This window comes from Alkalihalobacillus sp. MEB130 (assembly GCF_032335535.1).
GTDB lineage: Bacteria > Bacillota > Bacilli > Bacillales > Bacillaceae_D > Halalkalibacter.
In genome coordinates this window covers 68,540-88,741 of sequence record NZ_JAOANA010000002.1, presented here as the reverse complement: position 1 = coordinate 88,741, position 20,202 = coordinate 68,540, and the positions used below count along the sequence as shown (strand labels likewise).

Below are 20,202 nucleotides of genomic sequence, written 5' to 3'. Positions count from 1 at the left end.
CAGGCTAATATTGGATTGGAGAGTGGTAATGTGAAAACGAACTTAACTCCTCGAGAAATTGTTGATCGGTTGAACCAGTTTGTCGTCGGTCAAGAAGAAGCAAAGAAGTCTGTAGCGATTGCATTACGCAATCGGTATCGTCGTAGTCTGCTGGATGAAAAGCTAAGAGATGAAATAACACCTAAAAATATTTTAATGGCAGGGCCAACTGGTGTCGGCAAAACAGAAATTGCAAGGAGATTAGCGAAATTGGTTGGAGCCCCTTTCGTTAAAGTAGAAGCGACGAAATTCACGGAAGTTGGTTATGTTGGACGCGACGTTGAATCGATGATACGTGATCTTGTTGAGACAAGTGTGAGAATTGTGAAAGAGGAAAAAACCTATCAAGTAAGAGGCCAAGCAGAAACTAATGCAAATGAGCGAATGGTGGAGCTCCTCGTTCCAAAAGCCAAAAAACAATCAAATTATAAAAATCCATTTGAGATGATTTTTGGACAGCAAGGAACTCAAGAGGTAGAACAAGACCAGTCTGAAGAGGTTAATATTGCTCAAAGAAGAAAACAGATGGCGCACAAGCTTGCACTTGGTGAACTAGAGGATCATATGGTGACAGTCGAAGTAGATGAGCAGTCGCAAGGCTTTATGGATATGTTTCAAGGTCAGGGTATGGAACAAATGGGAATGAACATGCAAGAAATGCTTGGAGGCATGCTTCCTAAGAAAAGAAAGAAACGACGCTTGCCGGTGTCAGATGCACGAAAATTGCTAATTGAAGAAGAGGCTCAGAAGCTTATTGATATGGATGAGGTAACACAAGAAGCTGTTATGAGGGCAGAACAACTTGGCATCATCTTTATAGATGAAATTGACAAGGTGGCTAGTAAAGGACAACAGTCTGCTGATGTGTCACGAGAGGGTGTACAGCGAGACATTTTGCCAATCGTAGAGGGCTCTACCGTTGTTACGAAATATGGTTCAGTAAAAACTGATCATATACTCTTTATTGGTGCTGGAGCCTTTCATATGGCCAAACCATCTGATCTTATTCCTGAATTACAGGGACGATTTCCAATTAGAGTCGAGCTCTCAAATTTAACAGTAGATGATTTTGTAAGAATTTTAGTTGAGCCTAATAATGCACTAATTAAGCAATATATTGCACTTCTTGAAACAGAGGGTATAAAAGTATCGTTTTCGGACGAAGCTGTTCATAAGATTGCGACAATTGCAACGGAAGTCAATCAAGAAACAGAAAACATTGGGGCAAGACGGTTACATACGATTCTTGAACGGTTGTTAGAGGATCTGTCTTTTGAAGCTCCAGATATAAATTTAGAAGAAATTATAATTACACCAGAATACGTAGAAGAAAAACTAGCTTCTATTGCGAAAAATCGAGATCTTAGTCAATTTATTTTGTAAAAGTTGCAGGAGGAGAATTATGGATTTACTAACAAGAACAAGAAAGATTAATGAAATGTTACAAAAAACGGGGGTACAACACGTCAATTTTAAAGATATGGCAGAAACCCTTCGCGATACAATTAGCGCTAATATCTTTGTTGTAAGCCGCCGCGGTAAGTTGCTTGGTTTTGCAATTAAACAAGAAATTGAAAACGAGCGTATGAAAAAAATGTTAGAGGATCGTCGTTTCCCAGAAGAATATACGGATGGATTGTTTAAAATTGATGAAACTTCAGCCAATCTTGATATTGAAAGTGAATATACTGCGTTTCCAGTAGAAAATAAAGATCTATTTAGTACGGGACTTACAACGATTGTCCCTATCCAAGGCGGAGGACAGCGTCTAGGTACATTAATTCTATCTAGATTAAACGATTCATTTAATGATGATGACTTAGTTTTAGCTGAATATGGTGCGACTGTTGTAGGAATGGAGATACTTCACGAGAAAACGCAAGAAATAGAAGAAGAGGCAAGAAGCAAAGCTGTCGTCCAAATGGCCATTAGTTCCTTATCTTATAGTGAACTTGAAGCTGTTGAACATATTTTCCATGAATTAGATGGGAAAGAAGGACTACTTGTTGCAAGTAAGATCGCTGATCGTGTTGGTATAACACGCTCTGTTATTGTTAATGCTTTGCGTAAGCTAGAAAGTGCTGGAGTTATTGAATCACGTTCATTAGGGATGAAAGGTACATATATAAAAGTGCTTAATGACAAGTTCCTAATTGAATTAGAAAAGTTAAAAGCTAAATAAATAGGGTAAAAAGACGTATGCCAAATATACGTCTTTTTTTTATTGTCTAACGGTCTTAACAATGGTAAACTTTTACTACATTCATGTCGAATATTGTTGAAATCAAAAGAAGTTAACAACATGAATATAGTTTTTTGCGACAAAAGTCACCATTTTTCTCTAGTTCTTTTTTATTGATTCGAAAATGGATAAAAACGGTGTTAGACTTTTAGACTAGGATTTAATACAATCTTCAATAGAGACAAGACTGTGTGAAATAATGTGAAATCGATGAGAAAATCGTCGTTTTTTGTCGTGAATATATCTTTTTGTCGGAAGGTGATTTTAGTTGGATCTTTTTGGAAGTGGTGCGTTTAAAGCGTTGGAGAGAGGCGTGGCAGGAGCCCAAATGAGGCAAAATGCTATTTCGCACAATATAGCGAATGTAGATACCCCAAATTATAAAGCGAAACAAGTTAATTTTAGACATACATTAGATGAAGCGATGTCATCATTAAAAGCTAATCGCACAAACGATCGCCATTTTGAATTTAGTAGAGCTCAAAATTCAATAACGGTTGAAACGAACCGTCAAACGATGTACAACCATAATGGAAACAATGTGGATATCGACTTAGAGATGGCTGAATTGGCTAAAAATCAAATATACTATAATGCACTGATTGATAGATTGAACGGTAGGTTTACTAGTTTACAAACCGTTATACGTGGAGGGAAATAGTTGTGACGATTTTTCATGGATTTAATACAAGTGCTTCGGCCTTAACAACACAAAGATTACGAATGGATGTTGTGTCTTCTAATATGGCCAATGCTGAAACAACTAGAGCGACAATGGTTGATGGGCAGTGGCAACCCTATCGACGTAAAATGGTCGTTACACAGCCAAATGAGTCAAAGCCTTTTGTACATTTCTTAAATCAAGCCAAAACGGGTGGGGAGACAAGCATTGGCAACGGCGTAAAAGTAACAGGTATTATAGGCGATCAAACGCCGTTTAAACAGGTGTATAATCCAGAACATCCTGATGCAGATGAACAGGGTTATGTTCAAATGCCAAATGTTGATCCACTTAGAGAGATGATTGATTTAATGAGCGCAACACGTTCGTATGAAGCAAATGTAACGACATTGAATGCATCAAAAAATATGTTATTAAAAGCACTAGAAATTGGTCGATAGGAGATTATATATATGGAAATACAGTCCCCGTTTTTACAAATGCCTACAGCGGTATCTAAACCGAAGTTTACGCCAGCCCAAGCACAACAATCATTTAAAACAGCTCTAAATGAAGCAATAAAAAATGTAAATGACGTACAAAATGAATCAGCTAAAAAAACAGAGTTAATGGCAAAAGGTGAAATTGACAACTTGCATGATGTCATGATTACAGGACAAAAAGCGAGTATCACACTTCAAGCGACGGTAGAAGTACGTAACAAGGTCGTAGAAGCGTATCAAGAGATTATGAGAATGCAAGTGTAAGTTGGAAGTACTGCTTTTGAAGGAGAGACCACATGAACGAAAAATTAACTATGTATAAAGAGCGCATAACAGAATACTGGAGTGGTCAAACAAGTAAACAAAAGGCGATCCTTCTTGGTACAGTTATTTCTGTCATTGCTTTGCTCTTACTTCTATTGTTTTTCACAACACGATCTAATTATGTTGCTTTATATAGCAATTTAACATTACAGGAAACAGGTCAAATTAAAGAAACACTAGATGCTCGAGGAATTGCTTCAACTATTTCTGATAATGGAACAACCATTATGGTCCCTGAGCCATTAGTAGATTCTTTAAAAGTAGAATTAGCGGCAGAGGGTCTTCCTAGAAGTGGAAGTATTGATTACAGTTTCTTTCAAGAACAAATGGGTTTTGGTATGACAGATAGTGAGTTTTCTGTCATGGAACGAGCGGCAATGCAAACAGAACTTGGTAGTTTAATCAGGAATATAAATGGTGTTAACCATGCTAATGTTATGATTACTTTACCAGAGGAAAGTGTTTGGCTTAACTCTACAAATCAATCATCTACAGCAGCCATTGTTCTAGACTTGGCTCCTGGTTACCAACTAGAGCCATCTCAAGTACAAGCTCTCTACCATCTAGTATCAAAAAGTGTACCGAACCTCCCTATTGAGAATATCGTCATTTCAGACCAAATGTTTAATGATTATGGATATGAGAATGCAAATCTTTCTCAGTCGACTTTATCTGTGTATGAGCAACAACGTTCAATTCAACGTGATATCGAACGAGATTTAACACGAAATCTGCAGCAAATGCTAGGAACAGTTGTAGGTCGTGACAAAGTACTTGTCTCAGTATCAACAGATATTGATTTTACCCAAGAAAATCGTACAGAAGCGCTAGTAGAACCAGTTGATCCGGAGAACATCGAAGGAATTGCTGTGAGTATAGAGCGGATTGCTGAAACCTACAGTGGAGAAGGTACAGTTGAAGGTGGAGTGAATGGTGTTGGCGATGAAATCCCGAACTTCCCTGGAGCAGCGGGTCAAGGGCCAACAGAATGGGAACGTACAGAAGACCGTATTAATAATGAAGTAAACCGTATCAATCGTGATATTGTTGAAAGTCCTTACAAAATTCGAGATTTAGGGATTCAAGTCATGGTTGAACCTCCTGATGGGTTAGACGTTCTACCACAAGAGCGAATGGATGACATTCAGCAGATTTTAGGAACGATTGTACGAACAAGCATTTCAGGAGTATATGCAGAAGAATTAACTCAAGAAGCCATTAATGAGAAGATCTTTGTCTCATCTCAGCCTTTTGAAGGAAAAGTAGAATTTGAACAACAACCAATTCAAGCTATTCCGATATGGATGTATGTTGTCGGTGGGATTCTTGTTGTTGTCATTTTATTATTGTTATTCTTGCTCTTTAAAAAGAGAAAGACAGAAAGAGAAGATGAAGATATGTTTACAGAGGAAGATGCAATGCGCTATGAAGTGCCAGATCTTCCAAATGAAGACCAAAGCATATCTGCAACAAAACGTAAACAATTAGAAAAAATGGCGAAAGAAAAGCCAGAAGAATTTTCAAAATTATTACGAACATGGTTATCAGAAGATTAGGAGGGATGATTAGTGGTTGGTTCAACAAACAAAGGGTTAACAGGAAAACAAAAGGCTGCCATTCTTCTTATATCTCTTGGACCCGATGTGTCGGCGCAAGTTTATAAACATTTGTCAGAAGAAGAAATAGAACAATTAACGCTTGAAATAGCGAATGTGCGAAAAGTAGATAGTGGAATGAAAGAAGAAATTCTTGAGCAATTTCACTCACTTGTATTAGCTCAAGATTATATTGCTCAAGGCGGAATTGGGTATGCAAAAAGCATTTTAGAAAAAGCTTTAGGTGAAGAAAATGCGATGGATATTATTAATCGTCTAACGTCTACTTTGCAAGTTCGGCCTTTTGATTTTGCACGCAAAACCGATCCAGCACAAATATTAAACTTCATTCAAAATGAACACCCTCAAACGATCGCGCTTATTTTGTCTTACCTTGAATCGGTTCAGGCAGGACAAATACTTTCTGAATTGCCTCAGGAAGTCCAAGCCGATGTTGCAAGACGAATTGCTTTAATGGATAGTACGTCACCAGAGATTGTCAATGAAGTAGAAGCCATTTTAGAACAAAAGCTTTCATCTACTGTAACGCAAGATTACACGGATGCAGGAGGGATTGAATCTGTTGTAGAGGTCTTAAATAGTGTAGACCGAAGCACAGAACGTACGATTCTTGATGCTCTAGAAATACAGGATCCAGAATTAGCAGAAGAAATTAAGAAACGCATGTTTGTCTTTGAAGACATCGTCACTCTTGACAACCGTTCGATTCAACGAGTGATTAGAGATGTTGAAAATGAAGATTTACAGCTTTCATTGAAAGTAGCTAGTGAAGAAGTGAAAGACATTGTCTTTAACAATATGTCTCAACGAATGTCAGAAACGTTTAAAGATGAAATGGAATTTATGGGACCTGTTAAATTGCGTGATGTCGAAGAAGCTCAATCAAGAATTGTTGCTGTAATTCGCCGCTTGGAAGAAGCCGGTGAAATTGTGATTGCTCGTGGTGGAGGAGACGATATCATTGTCTAAAATCATCAAATCACGTTATCACACCTCTGAGAGAGATGCGAAAAAAATAACGATTCCGACTACTTTTGATAATAACTATGCTCAAAATCATCAAGCGTTGGCTGTTCCTGATGATCAAGTTGGGGGTTTAGAAGAGAAACTTCAGAATTTGCGGGGAGAAATTGAACGAGCTGAGGAAACAGCAAGGCAAATCGTTGCTGATGCTGAGCGGCAAGCAGCAACCATTTCTGAAATGATCCAAAGTAAGCTCGAACAAGCGGAGTTAGAGATCGCGGAGCATAAACAAAGAGCAATCGAGGAAGGGTATCAAGATGGTTATGCTCAAGGACAAGCGGATGGATTTTCATCGTATTCTACTTTAATTGAGCAGGCTCAGATGATTGTTGCTCAATCCGAACAAGAATATGAAAAGACAATAGACTCATCGCAACCGGTTATTGTCGAGCTTGCCGCTGCACTAGCTCAACGTATTGTCGGTCAAAAATTGACGGATGACGAGGAGATGTGGTCTGCAATTTTACTGCAAGTTATGACGGAAGTACGCGAGCATGAGAACGTAAGAATATACGTACATCCAGATTGGTATGAAAGAACAAATCAACAAAAAGAAGAACTGGAGCAAATAGTAAGTCATACCGAGAAATTATTCATATACCCAGATGCCGGCTTAATGAAAAATGGCTGTGTCATTGAATCAAAATATGGACGAATTGAGGCTACTGTTGATAAACAATTAAGTGAGTTAAAAGGTCAACTTCTAGAAAAACTTAAGGAGGGAGACAATGAACGCGGAGGATCTTATTAATATTGTCCCTGCTCTTACTCCTTATAAATGGTTTGGGAAAGTTACTAGAGTAGTTGGACTAACAATTGAATCGAAGGGGCCACAAGCGTCAATTGGTGACCTTTGCTATATTCTAGTTGGCAAATCACAAGAGCAAACGAAAGTGAAAGCTGAAGTTGTTGGGTTTCGTGATGAGCATGTCCTTCTTATGCCTTTAAATGGAATTATGGATATTTCACCTGGTTGTTTGGTTGAAGCAACGGGAAAACCGTTAGAGATAAAAATAGGGACGGGTTTAATTGGTCACGTGATTGATGGATGTGGGGAGCTAATGTCAGAGGGAAGTTTACCGAAAGGACTTAACTCTTTCCCAACCGATAATCCACCTCCTAACCCACTTGCTAGACCTAGGATCCACGAAAAAATGTCACTAGGAGTTCGAGCAATTGATTCTCTTTTTACTGTTGGAAAAGGACAAAGGATTGGAATCTTTGCAGGAAGTGGCGTGGGGAAAAGTACACTTCTTTCTATGCTCGTTAAAAATTCGGCTGCAGATATCAATGTCATTGCCTTAATAGGGGAACGTGGAAGAGAAGTGAAAGACTTTATTGAGCGTGATTTAGGGGAAGAAGGATTAGCTAAGTCGATCCTCGTTGTAGCTACTTCTGATCAACCAGCCTTAATGCGGATTAAGGGAGCCATGACAGCTACCGCCGTTGCTGAATATTTTCGAAATCAAGGACTACACGTGAATTTAATGATGGATTCTGTTACGAGATTTGCTATGGCTCAACGAGAAATTGGTTTAGCTGTTGGTGAACCACCTACGTCTAAAGGGTACACGCCTTCTGTGTTTGCGATGCTACCGAAATTATTAGAGCGCTCCGGGACAGATGTTAGGGGAAGCATTACTGCTTTTTACACTGTTCTTGTCGATGGAGATGATATGAATGAACCGATTGCTGATGCCGTACGCGGAATATTAGATGGGCATTTAGTACTCGATCGAACTCTAGCAAACAAAGGACAATTTCCAGCTATAAATGTGTTAAAAAGCGTCAGTCGTGTTATGGCTGATATTGTAAATGAGCCGCACAAACAGGCAGCTGATCAAGTTAGGTCTTATTTATCAACCTATACGGAAAATGAAGATTTAATTAACATCGGTGCTTATAAACGTGGTGCTTCAAAAGAGATTGATGAAGCGATTCTAATGTATCCGAAAGTGATCAATTTTTTGAAACAGTCTACAACGGAAGAAACCACCATCGATCAATCTATTGAGCGGTTATTGGAAGAATTCTCGAAAGGTGGTAACTAACGATGTCATTTCAGTTTACTTTGCAAAAAGTGATGCAAGTTAGAGAAAGAGAAAAAATCAAAGTACAAGCTGAATACCAAGATGCAATTGATCATTTTGAAATTGTGGCAACGCAATTATACGAATTGCTGAAGACGAAGGAAAGCTTAGAAGAGCAGGCGAGAAATCAGATTACATCAGGAACGTCCATCTATGAATTGCAACAACATCAAAATGAACTCTTTCGTCTGCAACAAGCGATTCAACACAAGCAGTATGCTACACAGGTAGCTAGAGAAAAAATGGCTGCAAAAGAGCAGGATTTAGTTTTAAAAACAATTGAAGTGAAAAAATATGAAAAAATGAAACAACTGAAACATGAGCAATATCAACAAGAATTGAAGCGCCGGGAATTAATTCAAATGGATGAATTATCGGTGCAATTATTTGTAAAACGTTGAAGGTGAAAAGGTATGAGTGAAAAAGAAAGGTCATATAGCAAATTTCAATGGTTTTTTCTCGTAATTTGTATTCCAGTACTTTTTGCCATCATTTTATTTGTCGTTATCCTTTCCTTTCTTGGAGTAGATATGTTAGACAAAACAAAGGAAGTGGCAGGTCATGTTCCCGTTCTTTCTTCTCTTGTTCAGGAGGAAGTAGAGATAGAAGAAGTAGATGTTCGTTTGTTAGATGAGCGAATTAGTGAACAAGAAGCTGAGATTATTCGATTGCAACAAATCATTGAGCAGCGTGAGCAGACGATTGAACAGCTAGAAAGCGAATTGATAGAAGCTGGAGAACAACTCGCAGTAGAATCTGATTATCAGTATGAAGCAAAGCAAGATTTAAAAGATATAGCAAAAATTTATGAGTCTATGTCTTCCAAGAATGCGGCTTCTATTATATCAGAATTACCTGCAGAAGAGGCGCTTTTACATTTATCACAAGTCTCGCTAGATGCAAGAGCTGGAATCCTTTCTAAAATGGAAAGTGAAGTAGCTGCAGATTTAATGAGTCGATTTGCTAACGAGTAAGTGGCAATTGCGTTTTTGAAAGGAGGTGAAAAGATGAATACGATCGCGGCACATGCAGCAATGATGACTTTTTCAAACGGTCCCAATTTTTCGTCTTCTAATAAGGTTCTTCCAATTGAAGATGGTAAAAAAATGTTTTCACATGTACTAAGTGGATTAACGACATCATCAGATCAACCATACGAAGAAAATGAAGAATCAAAGTTTGATTGGTTGTCTCAAGCATTAGGAACAGTTATGAGTAATGAGATTTCTTTTGAATCTGAAATAGAGCATCTCCCAAAAGAATGGCAAGAAGAGCTCTATTCGCTCTCGATACATTCAGATGACGTAAGGTTGACAAGAGTAGCAGATTGGTCTGAAGGAAAGCAAGCCGCCTTTTTAGCCATCACTTACACTCTAGGAGCTGAGTCAGTAAAAGAGGGAATAAGACAAAATGTCCCTGCGCCATTTCTTGCGAATATCGAGGTCGGTTTAGATCAATTAAACTTTTTTTCTAAAGAGATGGACCTATCTGTTGAGCAAGATTTAGCTAGTGTGTTTTTAGACGTGAAGAAAGACCAAGTTAAAGATGCAACTGAGCCTACTAATTATAAGGTAACAAGTCCTGCTCATTTCCTGCCACGTTTTAATATGATGGAAGGTCACTTAAACCAAATGACTAGTGCACAAGAGCGCACACCTTTGTTGTCTCAGTTAGAGGAAGTTCTTGCTGCTTCGATAAAGTTAGATCAAAGCAATAAAGTGGAAATAGCTCGAGAAAACGTGGAAAGCTTACCTACTAGTTGGCAAGAAGACTATCGTGCTATTTGGTCCAATCTATCAAATGGAACTTTGAGTGAAGTGTCAAACTGGTCTGAAGCAAAACAATTGATTTTTTTAGCTCTAACACAAGAGCCGGTTGAACAAGCTTTTCTTGCAACAACTAAAACGTCTGTTCACACCGAGCTAGAGCCTCCTAACGGTATTCAGTCAAGTATGTTTTTCTCTTTATTAGATGAATTGGTTCATGAGTTTCAAACAAAGGGTCTTCTAAATGAGAGAGGTATCCAGATGAAGGAAGATCACATACCGAAGGACTGGCAGCAAGAATTCACTGCAATTCGATTAGAGACGAAAGAACCTTTGAATTTAATCTCGAACTGGTCTGAAGAAAAGCAAATGAAGTTTCTAGCCTTTCTTTATTTTGAAGGTGGTGAAACCGTTCAAGAAATGGTGAGACAGAAATTCCCACCTACTATGATTTCAAGTGAGGGTGTCAATGAGATTATGAGCGTTGCTTTAGAAACGCCTAGGGAGACTTTAGCAAAATCATCGGTGTTCTCAACTTTGTTTGCCTTCATGCAAGAAATAAATGAAGGTACAGGAGAATGGAAATCTCTTTTATTTTCTAGTAGGAATTCATCCAGTAGTGAGCATTTGAAAAGTGACTATCAGGGAATCGTTGAACAAAATAAGGAAGTTGCGGTTCGTCAGAATATTTTAAATGGAGCTATTGAACCGGGTTACAATCAGTCTGTAGAAGAGCGACTAACTAGAATGGATTCTTTGCAGTTGTTCATCGGGGAGCGCTTGCCTAAAGAACTTCAGCAACAGCAATTGGTGAAGCAATTTCAATCGCTATTAAAACGTGGAACGTTTACTCAAACTCCACAAGGCATTCAAACGTTATCAATAAAAATATATCCTGAACATCTAGGACGATTAAACATACAGCTATCGCAGCAAGATGGGATTTTGACGGCACGTATTGTAACAGGAACTCAAGCAACAAGGGAGTTGGTTGAGGGGCAATTACAGCAACTCCGTCAAGCATTTGTTCAACAGCAATTACAAGTGGAGCGAGTGGAGGTAAGTCACGAACCGTTCGAACGGCAGAAAGACAAACAGTCTTCAAAAGAGGAACAAAGACGAGACGAGCGCTCTGACAGCAAATCTGATCAAGACGAGCCAAGCACATTTTTTGAGGACATTTTACAGGAAGTTACTATTAATGAACAGATTTAGGTGATCATATGACAACGATTCACGAAGGGTTAATGTTAAACAATCAAACAAAGCAAGTTCAGCAAACCGGACAAGGCATCTTAGGAAAAGATGATTTTTTAAAGATTCTTATTACACAACTTCAAAACCAAGACCCATCTAATCCGATGGATGACCGCGAATTTATTGCTCAAATGGCTCAATTTTCGTCATTAGAACAAATGACAAATATGAATCAAGCGATGCAAAAATTTGTCACGATGCAAACAAGTCAAAATCTAGTTCAACACAGTGAACTTATTGGCAAAAAAGTTCAATGGAAACGTGAAGTTGAAATTGATGAATATCGTTCCAGAACTGAACTTGTGGATAATGTCGTAACGGCTGTTAGGCTTGAGAGTAATGGATTGCTTAGAGTTCAACTTGATGACGGTAGATGGATTAGCAATGAACAGCTTGTTCAAGTAAGCAAAGCGGATGAACAAAAGAAAAGCACAGAGTAACACATATTAGGCATGTAAGGGCGTGATGGAAATGGATCCAAGGATTTATGCTCAATCGTTGCATACACTTCCCAAGCCTACTCGTAAGACGGTCAATCAACCTAAAAACAATCAATTTCATCATTTGTTACATGATGAAATGTCACGTACAACGGAATTAAAAGTAAGCAAGCATGCCCAGCAGCGAATGGATGTTAGGGGAATTGAAATTCCTGAAGAAAAATGGTTGACCATCCAAGAAAAGGTCAAGGAAGCAAAACAAAAAGGGGTTACTGATTCCCTTGTTATTACGGATGATGCAACCCTTGTCGTTAGTGCAAAAAATGATACCGTGATTACAGTGATGAATCGAGAAGAAGCGCAATCACAAATTTTCACCAATATTAATGGAACCATCATTATTGATTAAAAAATAATAATATCGAAGACTGGACCCGAACAGGGAGGTCTGATGACTGTGGAAGGATTGAAGCAGTCAACTATAGGAGGAAAATGACATGTTACGTTCAATGTATTCAGGAATTTCTGGAATGAAAAATATGCAAACGAAATTAGATACAATCGGTAATAATATCGCTAATGTTAATACATTCGGTTATAAAAAGGGCCGTACAACATTTAAAGATATGGTAAGTCAACAAATTGCAGGAGCGTCAGGCCCAGGGAACGGTATGGGGGGAACGAACCCGCAACAAGTTGGATTAGGTTCACAACTAGCATCGATTGATACGATTCATACGCAAGGAAGTCTTCAAAATACAAATCGGGAGTTAGACTTAGGTATTTCTGGAGATGGGTACTTCAGATTAGGAGAAGGTGCGAATACTTTCTATAGTAGAGCGGGTAACTTCTATTTAGATCAAGAGGGATTTATTGTGAACTCGGACGGTCTGTACTTACTTGACGCAGGGAATGCACCGATTAATATCCCAGCTAACTCACAAAGTTTTAGTATTAGCCAAACAGGTAATGTAAATGTTGTTGATAATCAAGGTGCTTTAAATACAGTTGCTACGATCTCCTTGGCTTTCTTTGCCAATCCTGAAGGGTTACAAAAAGAAGGTGGAAACCTTTATCAAGTGACTGCCAACTCTGGAGCTCCGCAAGTTACGACACCAGGTGCTGACGGTACTGGGACTCTAGTTGCAGGTACTCTTGAAATGTCGAACGTTGACCTTTCAGAAGAATTCACTGAAATGATCGTTGCGCAACGTGCTTTCCAGGCTAATACACGTATCATTACGACTTCGGATGAGATTTTACAAGAATTAGTAAATCTGAAACGTTAATCTACTAAACTATATACTTTAATAGGAGGATTGGGCTAGCCAAGTCTAGCCCATTCATTTATCTATGATTGAACTTATTCGTTTAAACGGCAAACCTTTTTTACTTAATGCCATGTTAATTGAACAAATTGAAGCATTTCCAGATACCACAATTACGCTAATAAGCGGAAAGAAAATTGTCGTACGTAATAGCATGGACGAAATACATCGGATAATCAATGCTCGTTTTACCCAAATAGGATTAATTGGAATTTACAAAGATACGGAGGAGTTTTGATTGTTTAAAAATAAGCTTGTAAACATCATGCTTATCATATTAGTATCTCTAACTTTAGTTGGTGTGGTGGCATTTGTACTTGTAAATCACTACTTACAGGAACCAGATCCAAACGCTGAACCAACGATCGATGAAATTATCGCTCAGTCATTTGAAACGAAGGAAATCACAACTAACCTCTTATCTAACGATTATGTACGGGCATCTTTTCGCATACATGTTGACAGTAAATCTGCATTATCTGAAGTACAAAAACGAGATTTTCAAGTGAATAACATTATTTTACGTTCGCTCTCAGGGAAGAGAGCTTCAGATTTAGCTGGTCCTGAAGGAATTGAAGGTTTTGAAAAAGACATTCGTGATCAAATTAATAAGTTAATGCAAGAAGGGGAAGTTATCCAAGTGTATACAACTACGTGGGTAGTCCAATAGAGGTATTTGTTACCTAGAGAAAGAGGTGAGGGGCTTGGCTGACGTGTTATCACAGGGTGAGATAGATGCCCTGTTATCAGCACTTTCTACGGGAGAAATGAATGCTGAAGAATTAAAGAAAGAAGAGAAAGAGTCCAAAGTTAAAGTTTATGATTTCAAACGAGCACTTCGATTTTCAAAAGACCAAATTCGAAGTTTATCACGTATTCACGAAAACTTTGCTCGTTTGCTGACTACGTATTTTTCGGCACAATTACGGACGTATGTTCAAATTTCTGTCGCTTCCGTTGATCAACTTCCGTACGAAGAATTCATTCGGTCTATTCCGAAAATGACGATTTTAAATGTATTTGAGCCTTATCCATTAGACGGTCGATTGCTAATGGAAATTAATCCGAATATCGCTTATGCCATGCTAGATCGTTTGCTAGGGGGCAAAGGAGTTAGCGTGAATAAAGTAGATAATTTAACGGAAATTGAAACACGGATAATGTCTCAGCTTTTCCAGCGTACGCTAGATAGTTTTCAAGAGGCGTGGAGTTCAATTATTGAACTTGATCCGGTTATGGAAGATATTGAAGTAAATCCACAATTCTTACAAATGGTTTCGCCAAATGAAACAGTTGTCGTTATTTCACTTTCTACAACGATTGCAGAAACATCTGGAATGATCAATATTTGTCTTCCGCACGTTGTCTTAGAAGAAATTCTACCGAAGCTTTCGGTTCATTATTGGATGCAGGAAAAGAAGAAACAAAGACAACCTGGTGAAATAGAACGAATTGAAAAAAATATTCAAAAGGCTCCTTTGCTTATTCAGGCAGAACTAGGACGTTCAGAAATTTCGATTGAAGAATTTTTACAGTTGGATGTTGGGGATGTTATTCAGCTAGATCAGTTTATTAATCAACCTCTTTCCATCATTGTAGGTGGGGAAAGAAAGTATTTGGCACAACCAGGGAAAACGAAGAACCATATTGCGGTTCAAGTGACACAATTAGTGGAGGAGGCAGAAAAAGATGAATGATGAGATGCTTTCCCAAGATGAAATTAATGAGCTCTTAAAAGGGGTTAGTGATAATTTCGAGGAAACTAGTGAAGAAACGGTAGCATCAAATGATGGTGGGAGTTCACTAAAATTAGAAGATTATTTGTCTGAAATTGAAAAAGATGCATTAGGGGAAATTGGAAATATTTCTTTTGGTAGTGCCGCAACAGCATTATCAACCCTATTGAATCAAAAAGTCGATATTACGACACCGCAACTTTCTATTATAAGTAGAAACGAACTAGTCCAAGAGTTTCCTCAACCACATGTAGCGATTCATGTTGAGTATACTGAAGGATTTCAAGGAATTAATTTACTTGTTATTAAAACAAGCGATGCGGCTATTATAGCTGATTTAATGCTTGGTGGAGATGGAATTAACCCTTCACTGGATCTAACGGATATGCATGTGAGCGCTGTGCAAGAAGCGATGAATCAAATGATGGGCTCTGCTTCTACATCGATGTCAACAATTTTTAATAAAAAAGTCGATATTTCACCACCTGGGATTGATCTAATGGATGTGAAAGAAGACAAAGGAACATCGAACGTTCCTCAAGATGAAATTCTTGTTAAAACTTCTTTCCGTTTAAAAGTTGGGGAATTAATTGATTCCAATATTATGCAATTAGTGACGGTTTCGTTTGCCAAAAATTTAGTAGAAGAGTTAATGAATCCAGGTGGTACAGGATCCGAGGAAATGGTGCAGCCTGTGGAGCAAGAAGATTTACCTATTATGGAACAAGCTCCACAAGTAGAAAGAACAGAGCCAGTACGTGAACAAGTAAGAAGTTCTGTTCCGCCAGCATCAACGCCTCAAACTCATTATGAAGAAAGAGGACAGCAGCATTTAGGTGGGTATCATGAGCGTGAAGTGAATGTTCAACCAGCGGCTTTTTCCACCTTTGAAACTCCATCATTATCACAAAATGAATCAAATAATTTAAATATGCTATTGGATATTCCACTTCAAGTTACAGTTGAGTTAGGGAGAACCAAACGCTCTATTAAGGAAATTTTAGAGTTCACTCAAGGGTCTATTATTGAACTAGATAAATTAGCAGGTGAACCAGTTGATATATTGGTGAATCAAAAGTTAATTGCCAAAGGAGAAGTCGTTGTAATAGATGAAAACTTCGGTGTGAGAGTAACTGATATTGTGAGTCAACAAGATCGTATTAAAAATTTAAAATAAGAGAAGGTGAATGAACACATGTCTGCAAAAGTGTTAATTGTTGATGATGCTGCTTTTATGAGAATGATGATTAAAGATATATTATCCAAAAATGGTTTTGACGTTGTTGGTGAGGCAAATGATGGGGCTCAAGCGGTGGAAAAGTTTAAGGAATTGTCTCCAGATCTTGTCACGATGGATATTACTATGCCTGAAATGGACGGAATTACGGCATTAAAGGAAATCAAATCCATTGACCCTGGTGCTAAGATTATAATGTGTTCTGCTATGGGACAACAAGCAATGGTAATCGATGCGATCCAAGCCGGAGCAAAAGATTTCATTGTCAAACCTTTTCAAGCAGATCGAGTGTTAGAGGCGATTAATAAAACACTCGGATAGAAATGGTACTGGAAATGGAGGAGCTTCTTACTTAATGGGCAGAAAATTACTTATACTCGCACTTATTTTACTTCTACCTGTCGGTGGTGCGCAAAATATTGTAGAAGCAACTACTACTGATGAAAATCGAAGGGTTTCAGAAACATTAAATGGCAATCAAACAACCGACGAACCAGCCGGTGAGCAAGAAACCATCTCTGATGCGCCTGTTAGTGAAACAGAAACAGAACAAATTGCGGAAATGGAAATTATTCCGGAACAAAATACATTCTTGATTTTTGCACAAATGATTAGTGCTTTAGCACTTGTCGTTGTTCTTATTTACGTACTGTTACGCTTTTTGAATAAACGGTCCCAATCGTTTCGATCATCTAAAACGTTAGAAAATATTGGAGGAGTCCCGCTTGGGGCAAATAAATCCGTTCAACTAATAAAAATTGGTGAACGTGTTTTAGTTGTTGGTGTTGGAGATTCCATTCAGCTTTTGAAAGAAATAGAAGATGAAACAGAAGTGGAGTCCCTACTTAGAAACCAACAAGACCAACTAGAACAGTTTGACCAACCTATTGAAAAAGCCATTAATTGGATTTCTGATAAAATAAATACAAAAGGCCAACAAGGAAAGGGATCTACAACTAAAGAAACAAAAGGGAGCCAAGATCCTTTTAAAAGTTTACTTGAAAACCAGTTAAAAGACGTGTCAAAATCACAACAAAAGTTGCGTGATGCGGCAAGGGAGCGTGACATCTAATGCTTGACTACTTGATTATTTCAGCTGTCACGACTGTTCCAGGATTAGATCTAGATTTTATTACAGATGAACCAGCAAATGTCGCAACAACCATTCAGCTTCTTATTCTATTAACGGTCTTATCATTAGCACCATCGTTTCTTATTTTGATGACAAGCTTTACAAGAATTGTCATTGTTTTGTCTTTTGTACGACAAGGGCTGGCTACACAATCAATGCCTCCCAATCAAGTGTTAATTGGACTTGCTCTATTTCTAACCTTCTTTATCATGGCTCCTGTTATCGCTGAAGTGAATGAAACAGCATTAACACCTTTTTTTGAAGGAGAAATTGATCAAGACGAAGCCTTTTATTTAGCAAGTGTTCCTATTAAAGAGTTTATGGCTAATCATACTAGAGAGAAAGATTTAGCTTTGTTTATGGGGTATGCAGGGTTGGATCGTCCAGAAACGCTTGATGATATTCCATTAACTGCACTTGTTCCAGCTTTTGCTATAAGTGAACTAAAAACGGCTTTTCAAATAGGCTTCTTAATCTTTATTCCGTTTTTAGTAATCGATATGATTGTGGCGAGTGTGTTAATGTCGATGGGGATGATGATGTTGCCACCTGTTATGATCGCTTTGCCATTTAAAATCTTGTTGTTTGTACTAGTAGATGGTTGGTATTTGATCGTTCAATCATTGCTTCTAAGCTTTAATTAAAGGGTGGTGGGATTATGAGTCCTGAATTTGTCATTAGTATGGCTGAAAATGGTGTATGGACGGTGCTCCTTGTTGCAGGACCACTTCTTCTTGTGGCACTTGGACTTGGGTTATTGGTGAGTATCTTTCAGGCAACAACACAAATACAAGAACAAACACTAGCCTTTATACCAAAAATTGTTGGAGTCTTTGCAGCGTTAATTCTATTTGGTCCGTGGATGTTGTCTAATGTTACTAATTTCACGTACCAAATTTTCAGCAATCTTCATAGGTTTATTGGCTAATGATTGAATTTGTAAATGTTTTGCCTGCTTTTTTGCTAGTGTTTATGAGAGTGCTCGCTTTTTTAGCTGTATTGCCACTTTATTCACATCGATCCATTCCGAATATGTTAAAGATAGGCTTATCGCTTTTCTTAGCTTGGACAATGGTATTTACCTTAGATAATCCTGTTATCGTAATAGACTCGATGTATTATTTGATTTTAATAAAAGAAGTTATGGTTGGTTTATTTGTTGGATTAATTGCCGCCATCCTTTTGTATGCCATTCAAGTGGCAGGTGGATTTATAGACTATAGTATGGGGTTTATGATTGCTAACGTAGTCGATCCTCAAACAGGTGCGCAAACTCCACTTACCGGAAGTTATTTATATACATTTGCGTTACTTTTTCTTTTGCTAGTTAATGGACATCATTTGCTGTTAGATGGAATTTTCTATAGTTATCAGTATGTCCCTATGGATCAAGTGACTCTTCCATTTGGTCAGGAAAATGTAATTCAGTATGTGGCTACAACGTTTAATGCTATGTTTATCATTGCCTTTCAAATGGCATTTCCTATTGTAGGTTCTTTATTTTTAGTTGATGTTGGTTTAGGCATGGTTTCAAGAGCTGTACCTCAGATGAATGTCTTTGTCGTCGGGATGCCTTTGAAAATTATTGTTGGTTTACTTCTATTAACGGTTTTTATGGGAGTCTTTTTTATGGTGGTACAACGTTTATTTGATCAAATGATTATCGCCATGAGGACTCTGTTACAATTACTGGGGGGGGCATAATATGGAAAGGTTCAAACTACGAATTGATCTTCAGTATTTTGCCGAAGAAAAGACGGAAAAAGCGACCCCGAAAAAGCGTCAAGATACAAGGAAAAAAGGACAAGTAGCGAAAAGTACCGATGTTAATACAGCTATTATTTTGCTATTAGTTTTTCTATTTCTATGGATGTTCGGTGGACTACTTGGAGAAACGTTATTTAATTTATTAAAGCACACATTTCAAACATATTTGCTAATGGATATGACGGAAGCAAATTTTGCTGCGATGTTTTACGAATTAGTTATGGAGGCAGCTATCGTTCTTTTGCCTATTATGTTGATTGCTCTTATTGCTGGAGTATTGGCTAGTTATATTCAAGTTGGGGTTCTTTTCGCTCCTGAAGCGATCAAAATGAAATTATCAAAATTAGACCCTATAAAAGGGGCAAAAAGAATATTCTCTGTGCGAGCGCTAGTTGAGCTATTGAAATCATTATTAAAAATATCTTTAGCTGGCGTTGTTGTGTTTATCATTATTTGGCTTAGATTAGAAGAAGTTATGATGCTGTCACAAAAAAGCGTAGCAGATGGATTTGTCTTGATTGCGGAGCTTACAGCAATCTTAGGAATCTCAGTAGCGATTCTCCTCCTTATCCTTTCAATACCCGATTATCTATATCAAAAATATGACCATGAAAAGCAAATCAAAATGTCAAAAAAAGATATTAAAGATGAGCATAAAAACATGGAAGGGGATCCTCGTATCAAATCAAAACGTAAGCAGAAACAAATGGAAATGGCAATGCAACGAATGATGCAAGAAGTACCGAAAGCGGATGTCGTTATTACGAATCCAACTCATTTTGCTGTTGCATTGCGATATGATGAGGAAAAAGCTGATGCACCATTTGTAGTTGCAAAAGGTGTTGATTTTATGGCTCAGAAAATAAAAGGGGTAGCGGCTGAACATAAGGTCGTAACCGTTGAAAATAGACCGCTTGCTCGAGCGTTGTATCATCAGACGGACGTTGGCGATGTTGTTCCTGAAGAGCTATTTAAAGCGGTAGCTGAAGTGCTTGCTTACGTATATCGTCTGAAAAATAAACAAATAAATTAGTTATTTCG

General features: G+C 38.0%; 25 protein-coding genes. All 25 read left to right on the top strand.

The genetic code is table 11. The features are described 5' to 3' along the window. Positions 1-30 precede the first annotated feature (30 nt). Positions 31-1,422 carry an ATP-dependent protease ATPase subunit HslU gene (gene hslU / locus N0O92_RS02245; RefSeq protein WP_315612986.1) on the top strand — a complete coding sequence of 464 codons (1,392 nt, stop codon included), beginning with the start codon at positions 31-33 and terminating at the stop codon, positions 1,420-1,422. A gap of 19 nt (positions 1,423-1,441) precedes the next feature. After that, positions 1,442-2,221, top strand: coding sequence for a GTP-sensing pleiotropic transcriptional regulator CodY (gene codY, locus N0O92_RS02240; protein ID WP_315612985.1), 780 nt, complete (start codon positions 1,442-1,444; stop codon positions 2,219-2,221). 328 nt (positions 2,222-2,549) lie between these two features. Continuing rightward, complete coding sequence (gene flgB / locus N0O92_RS02235) at positions 2,550-2,942, top strand: flagellar basal body rod protein FlgB (protein WP_315612984.1); 393 nt, start codon at positions 2,550-2,552, stop codon at positions 2,940-2,942. An 8-nt stretch (positions 2,943-2,950) separates the two neighbouring features. Further along, entirely contained in the window at positions 2,951-3,403 is a 453-nt protein-coding gene (flgC, locus tag N0O92_RS02230) for a flagellar basal body rod protein FlgC (RefSeq protein ID WP_315613237.1), read from the top strand. A 12-nt stretch (positions 3,404-3,415) separates the two neighbouring features. Further along, a complete protein-coding gene (gene fliE / locus N0O92_RS02225; protein WP_315612983.1) occupies positions 3,416-3,709 on the top strand; it encodes a flagellar hook-basal body complex protein FliE in 294 nt (97 codons plus the stop codon). Between the two features lie 32 nt (positions 3,710-3,741). Next, positions 3,742-5,325, top strand: a complete 1,584-nt coding sequence (gene fliF / locus N0O92_RS02220) for a flagellar basal-body MS-ring/collar protein FliF (protein ID WP_315612982.1) — start codon at positions 3,742-3,744, stop codon at positions 5,323-5,325. Positions 5,326-5,337: 12 nt separating this feature from the next. Continuing rightward, entirely contained in the window at positions 5,338-6,354 is a 1,017-nt protein-coding gene (gene fliG / locus N0O92_RS02215) for a flagellar motor switch protein FliG (protein ID WP_315612981.1), read from the top strand. Beyond that, a complete protein-coding gene (gene fliH / locus N0O92_RS02210) occupies positions 6,347-7,159 on the top strand; it encodes a flagellar assembly protein FliH (protein ID WP_315612980.1) in 813 nt (270 codons plus the stop codon). The genes fliG and fliH overlap by 8 nt, the downstream gene beginning before the upstream one ends. After that, complete coding sequence (gene fliI / locus N0O92_RS02205; protein ID WP_315612979.1) at positions 7,137-8,459, top strand: flagellar protein export ATPase FliI; 1,323 nt, start codon at positions 7,137-7,139, stop codon at positions 8,457-8,459. The genes fliH and fliI overlap by 23 nt, the downstream gene beginning before the upstream one ends. Positions 8,460-8,461: 2 nt before the next feature. After that, entirely contained in the window at positions 8,462-8,899 is a 438-nt protein-coding gene (gene fliJ, locus N0O92_RS02200; protein WP_315612978.1) for a flagellar export protein FliJ, read from the top strand. Between the two features lie 12 nt (positions 8,900-8,911). Beyond that, entirely contained in the window at positions 8,912-9,472 is a 561-nt protein-coding gene (locus N0O92_RS02195; protein ID WP_315612977.1) for a MotE family protein, read from the top strand. 33 nt (positions 9,473-9,505) lie between these two features. Beyond that, positions 9,506-11,479: a flagellar hook-length control protein FliK gene (locus N0O92_RS02190; RefSeq protein WP_315612976.1), complete on the top strand. Its 1,974-nt coding sequence runs from the start codon at positions 9,506-9,508 to the stop codon at positions 11,477-11,479. Between the two features lie 8 nt (positions 11,480-11,487). After that, positions 11,488-11,961, top strand: coding sequence for a flagellar hook assembly protein FlgD (gene flgD / locus N0O92_RS02185; protein WP_315612975.1), 474 nt, complete (start codon positions 11,488-11,490; stop codon positions 11,959-11,961). 31 nt (positions 11,962-11,992) lie between these two features. Then, positions 11,993-12,370, top strand: a complete 378-nt coding sequence (locus N0O92_RS02180; RefSeq protein WP_315612974.1) for a TIGR02530 family flagellar biosynthesis protein — start codon at positions 11,993-11,995, stop codon at positions 12,368-12,370. A gap of 88 nt (positions 12,371-12,458) precedes the next feature. Then, positions 12,459-13,250, top strand: a complete 792-nt coding sequence (flgG, locus tag N0O92_RS02175) for a flagellar basal body rod protein FlgG (protein WP_315612973.1) — start codon at positions 12,459-12,461, stop codon at positions 13,248-13,250. Between the two features lie 64 nt (positions 13,251-13,314). Beyond that, complete coding sequence (locus tag N0O92_RS02170; RefSeq protein ID WP_315612972.1) at positions 13,315-13,527, top strand: flagellar FlbD family protein; 213 nt, start codon at positions 13,315-13,317, stop codon at positions 13,525-13,527. Beyond that, entirely contained in the window at positions 13,528-13,959 is a 432-nt protein-coding gene (gene fliL, locus N0O92_RS02165; RefSeq protein ID WP_315612971.1) for a flagellar basal body-associated protein FliL, read from the top strand. It begins immediately after the preceding gene. 34 nt (positions 13,960-13,993) lie between these two features. After that, positions 13,994-14,986 carry a flagellar motor switch protein FliM gene (gene fliM / locus N0O92_RS02160; RefSeq protein ID WP_315612970.1) on the top strand — a complete coding sequence of 331 codons (993 nt, stop codon included), beginning with the start codon at positions 13,994-13,996 and terminating at the stop codon, positions 14,984-14,986. Continuing rightward, positions 14,979-16,202 carry a flagellar motor switch phosphatase FliY gene (gene fliY / locus N0O92_RS02155; RefSeq protein WP_315612969.1) on the top strand — a complete coding sequence of 408 codons (1,224 nt, stop codon included), beginning with the start codon at positions 14,979-14,981 and terminating at the stop codon, positions 16,200-16,202. Before fliM ends, fliY begins: the two co-directional genes overlap by 8 nt. A gap of 18 nt (positions 16,203-16,220) precedes the next feature. Beyond that, the gene (gene cheY, locus N0O92_RS02150; RefSeq protein ID WP_315612968.1) at positions 16,221-16,583 is read left to right on the top strand and encodes a chemotaxis protein CheY; all 363 of its coding nucleotides are present in this window, start codon (positions 16,221-16,223) and stop codon (positions 16,581-16,583) included. A 34-nt stretch (positions 16,584-16,617) separates the two neighbouring features. Next, a complete protein-coding gene (gene fliO, locus N0O92_RS02145) occupies positions 16,618-17,334 on the top strand; it encodes a flagellar biosynthetic protein FliO (protein WP_315612967.1) in 717 nt (238 codons plus the stop codon). Continuing rightward, positions 17,334-18,038 carry a flagellar type III secretion system pore protein FliP gene (gene fliP, locus N0O92_RS02140; protein ID WP_315612966.1) on the top strand — a complete coding sequence of 235 codons (705 nt, stop codon included), beginning with the start codon at positions 17,334-17,336 and terminating at the stop codon, positions 18,036-18,038. The genes fliO and fliP overlap by 1 nt, the downstream gene beginning before the upstream one ends. A 14-nt stretch (positions 18,039-18,052) precedes the next feature. Then, on the top strand, positions 18,053-18,322 hold the full coding sequence (gene fliQ / locus N0O92_RS02135; protein WP_315612965.1) for a flagellar biosynthesis protein FliQ: 270 nt from the start codon (positions 18,053-18,055) through the stop codon (positions 18,320-18,322). Next, positions 18,322-19,098, top strand: a complete 777-nt coding sequence (gene fliR / locus N0O92_RS02130) for a flagellar biosynthetic protein FliR (RefSeq protein ID WP_315612964.1) — start codon at positions 18,322-18,324, stop codon at positions 19,096-19,098. The genes fliQ and fliR overlap by 1 nt, the downstream gene beginning before the upstream one ends. Before the next feature lies 1 nt (position 19,099). After that, the gene (gene flhB / locus N0O92_RS02125) at positions 19,100-20,194 is read left to right on the top strand and encodes a flagellar biosynthesis protein FlhB (protein ID WP_315612963.1); all 1,095 of its coding nucleotides are present in this window, start codon (positions 19,100-19,102) and stop codon (positions 20,192-20,194) included. The last annotated feature ends 8 nt before the right edge of the window (positions 20,195-20,202 follow it).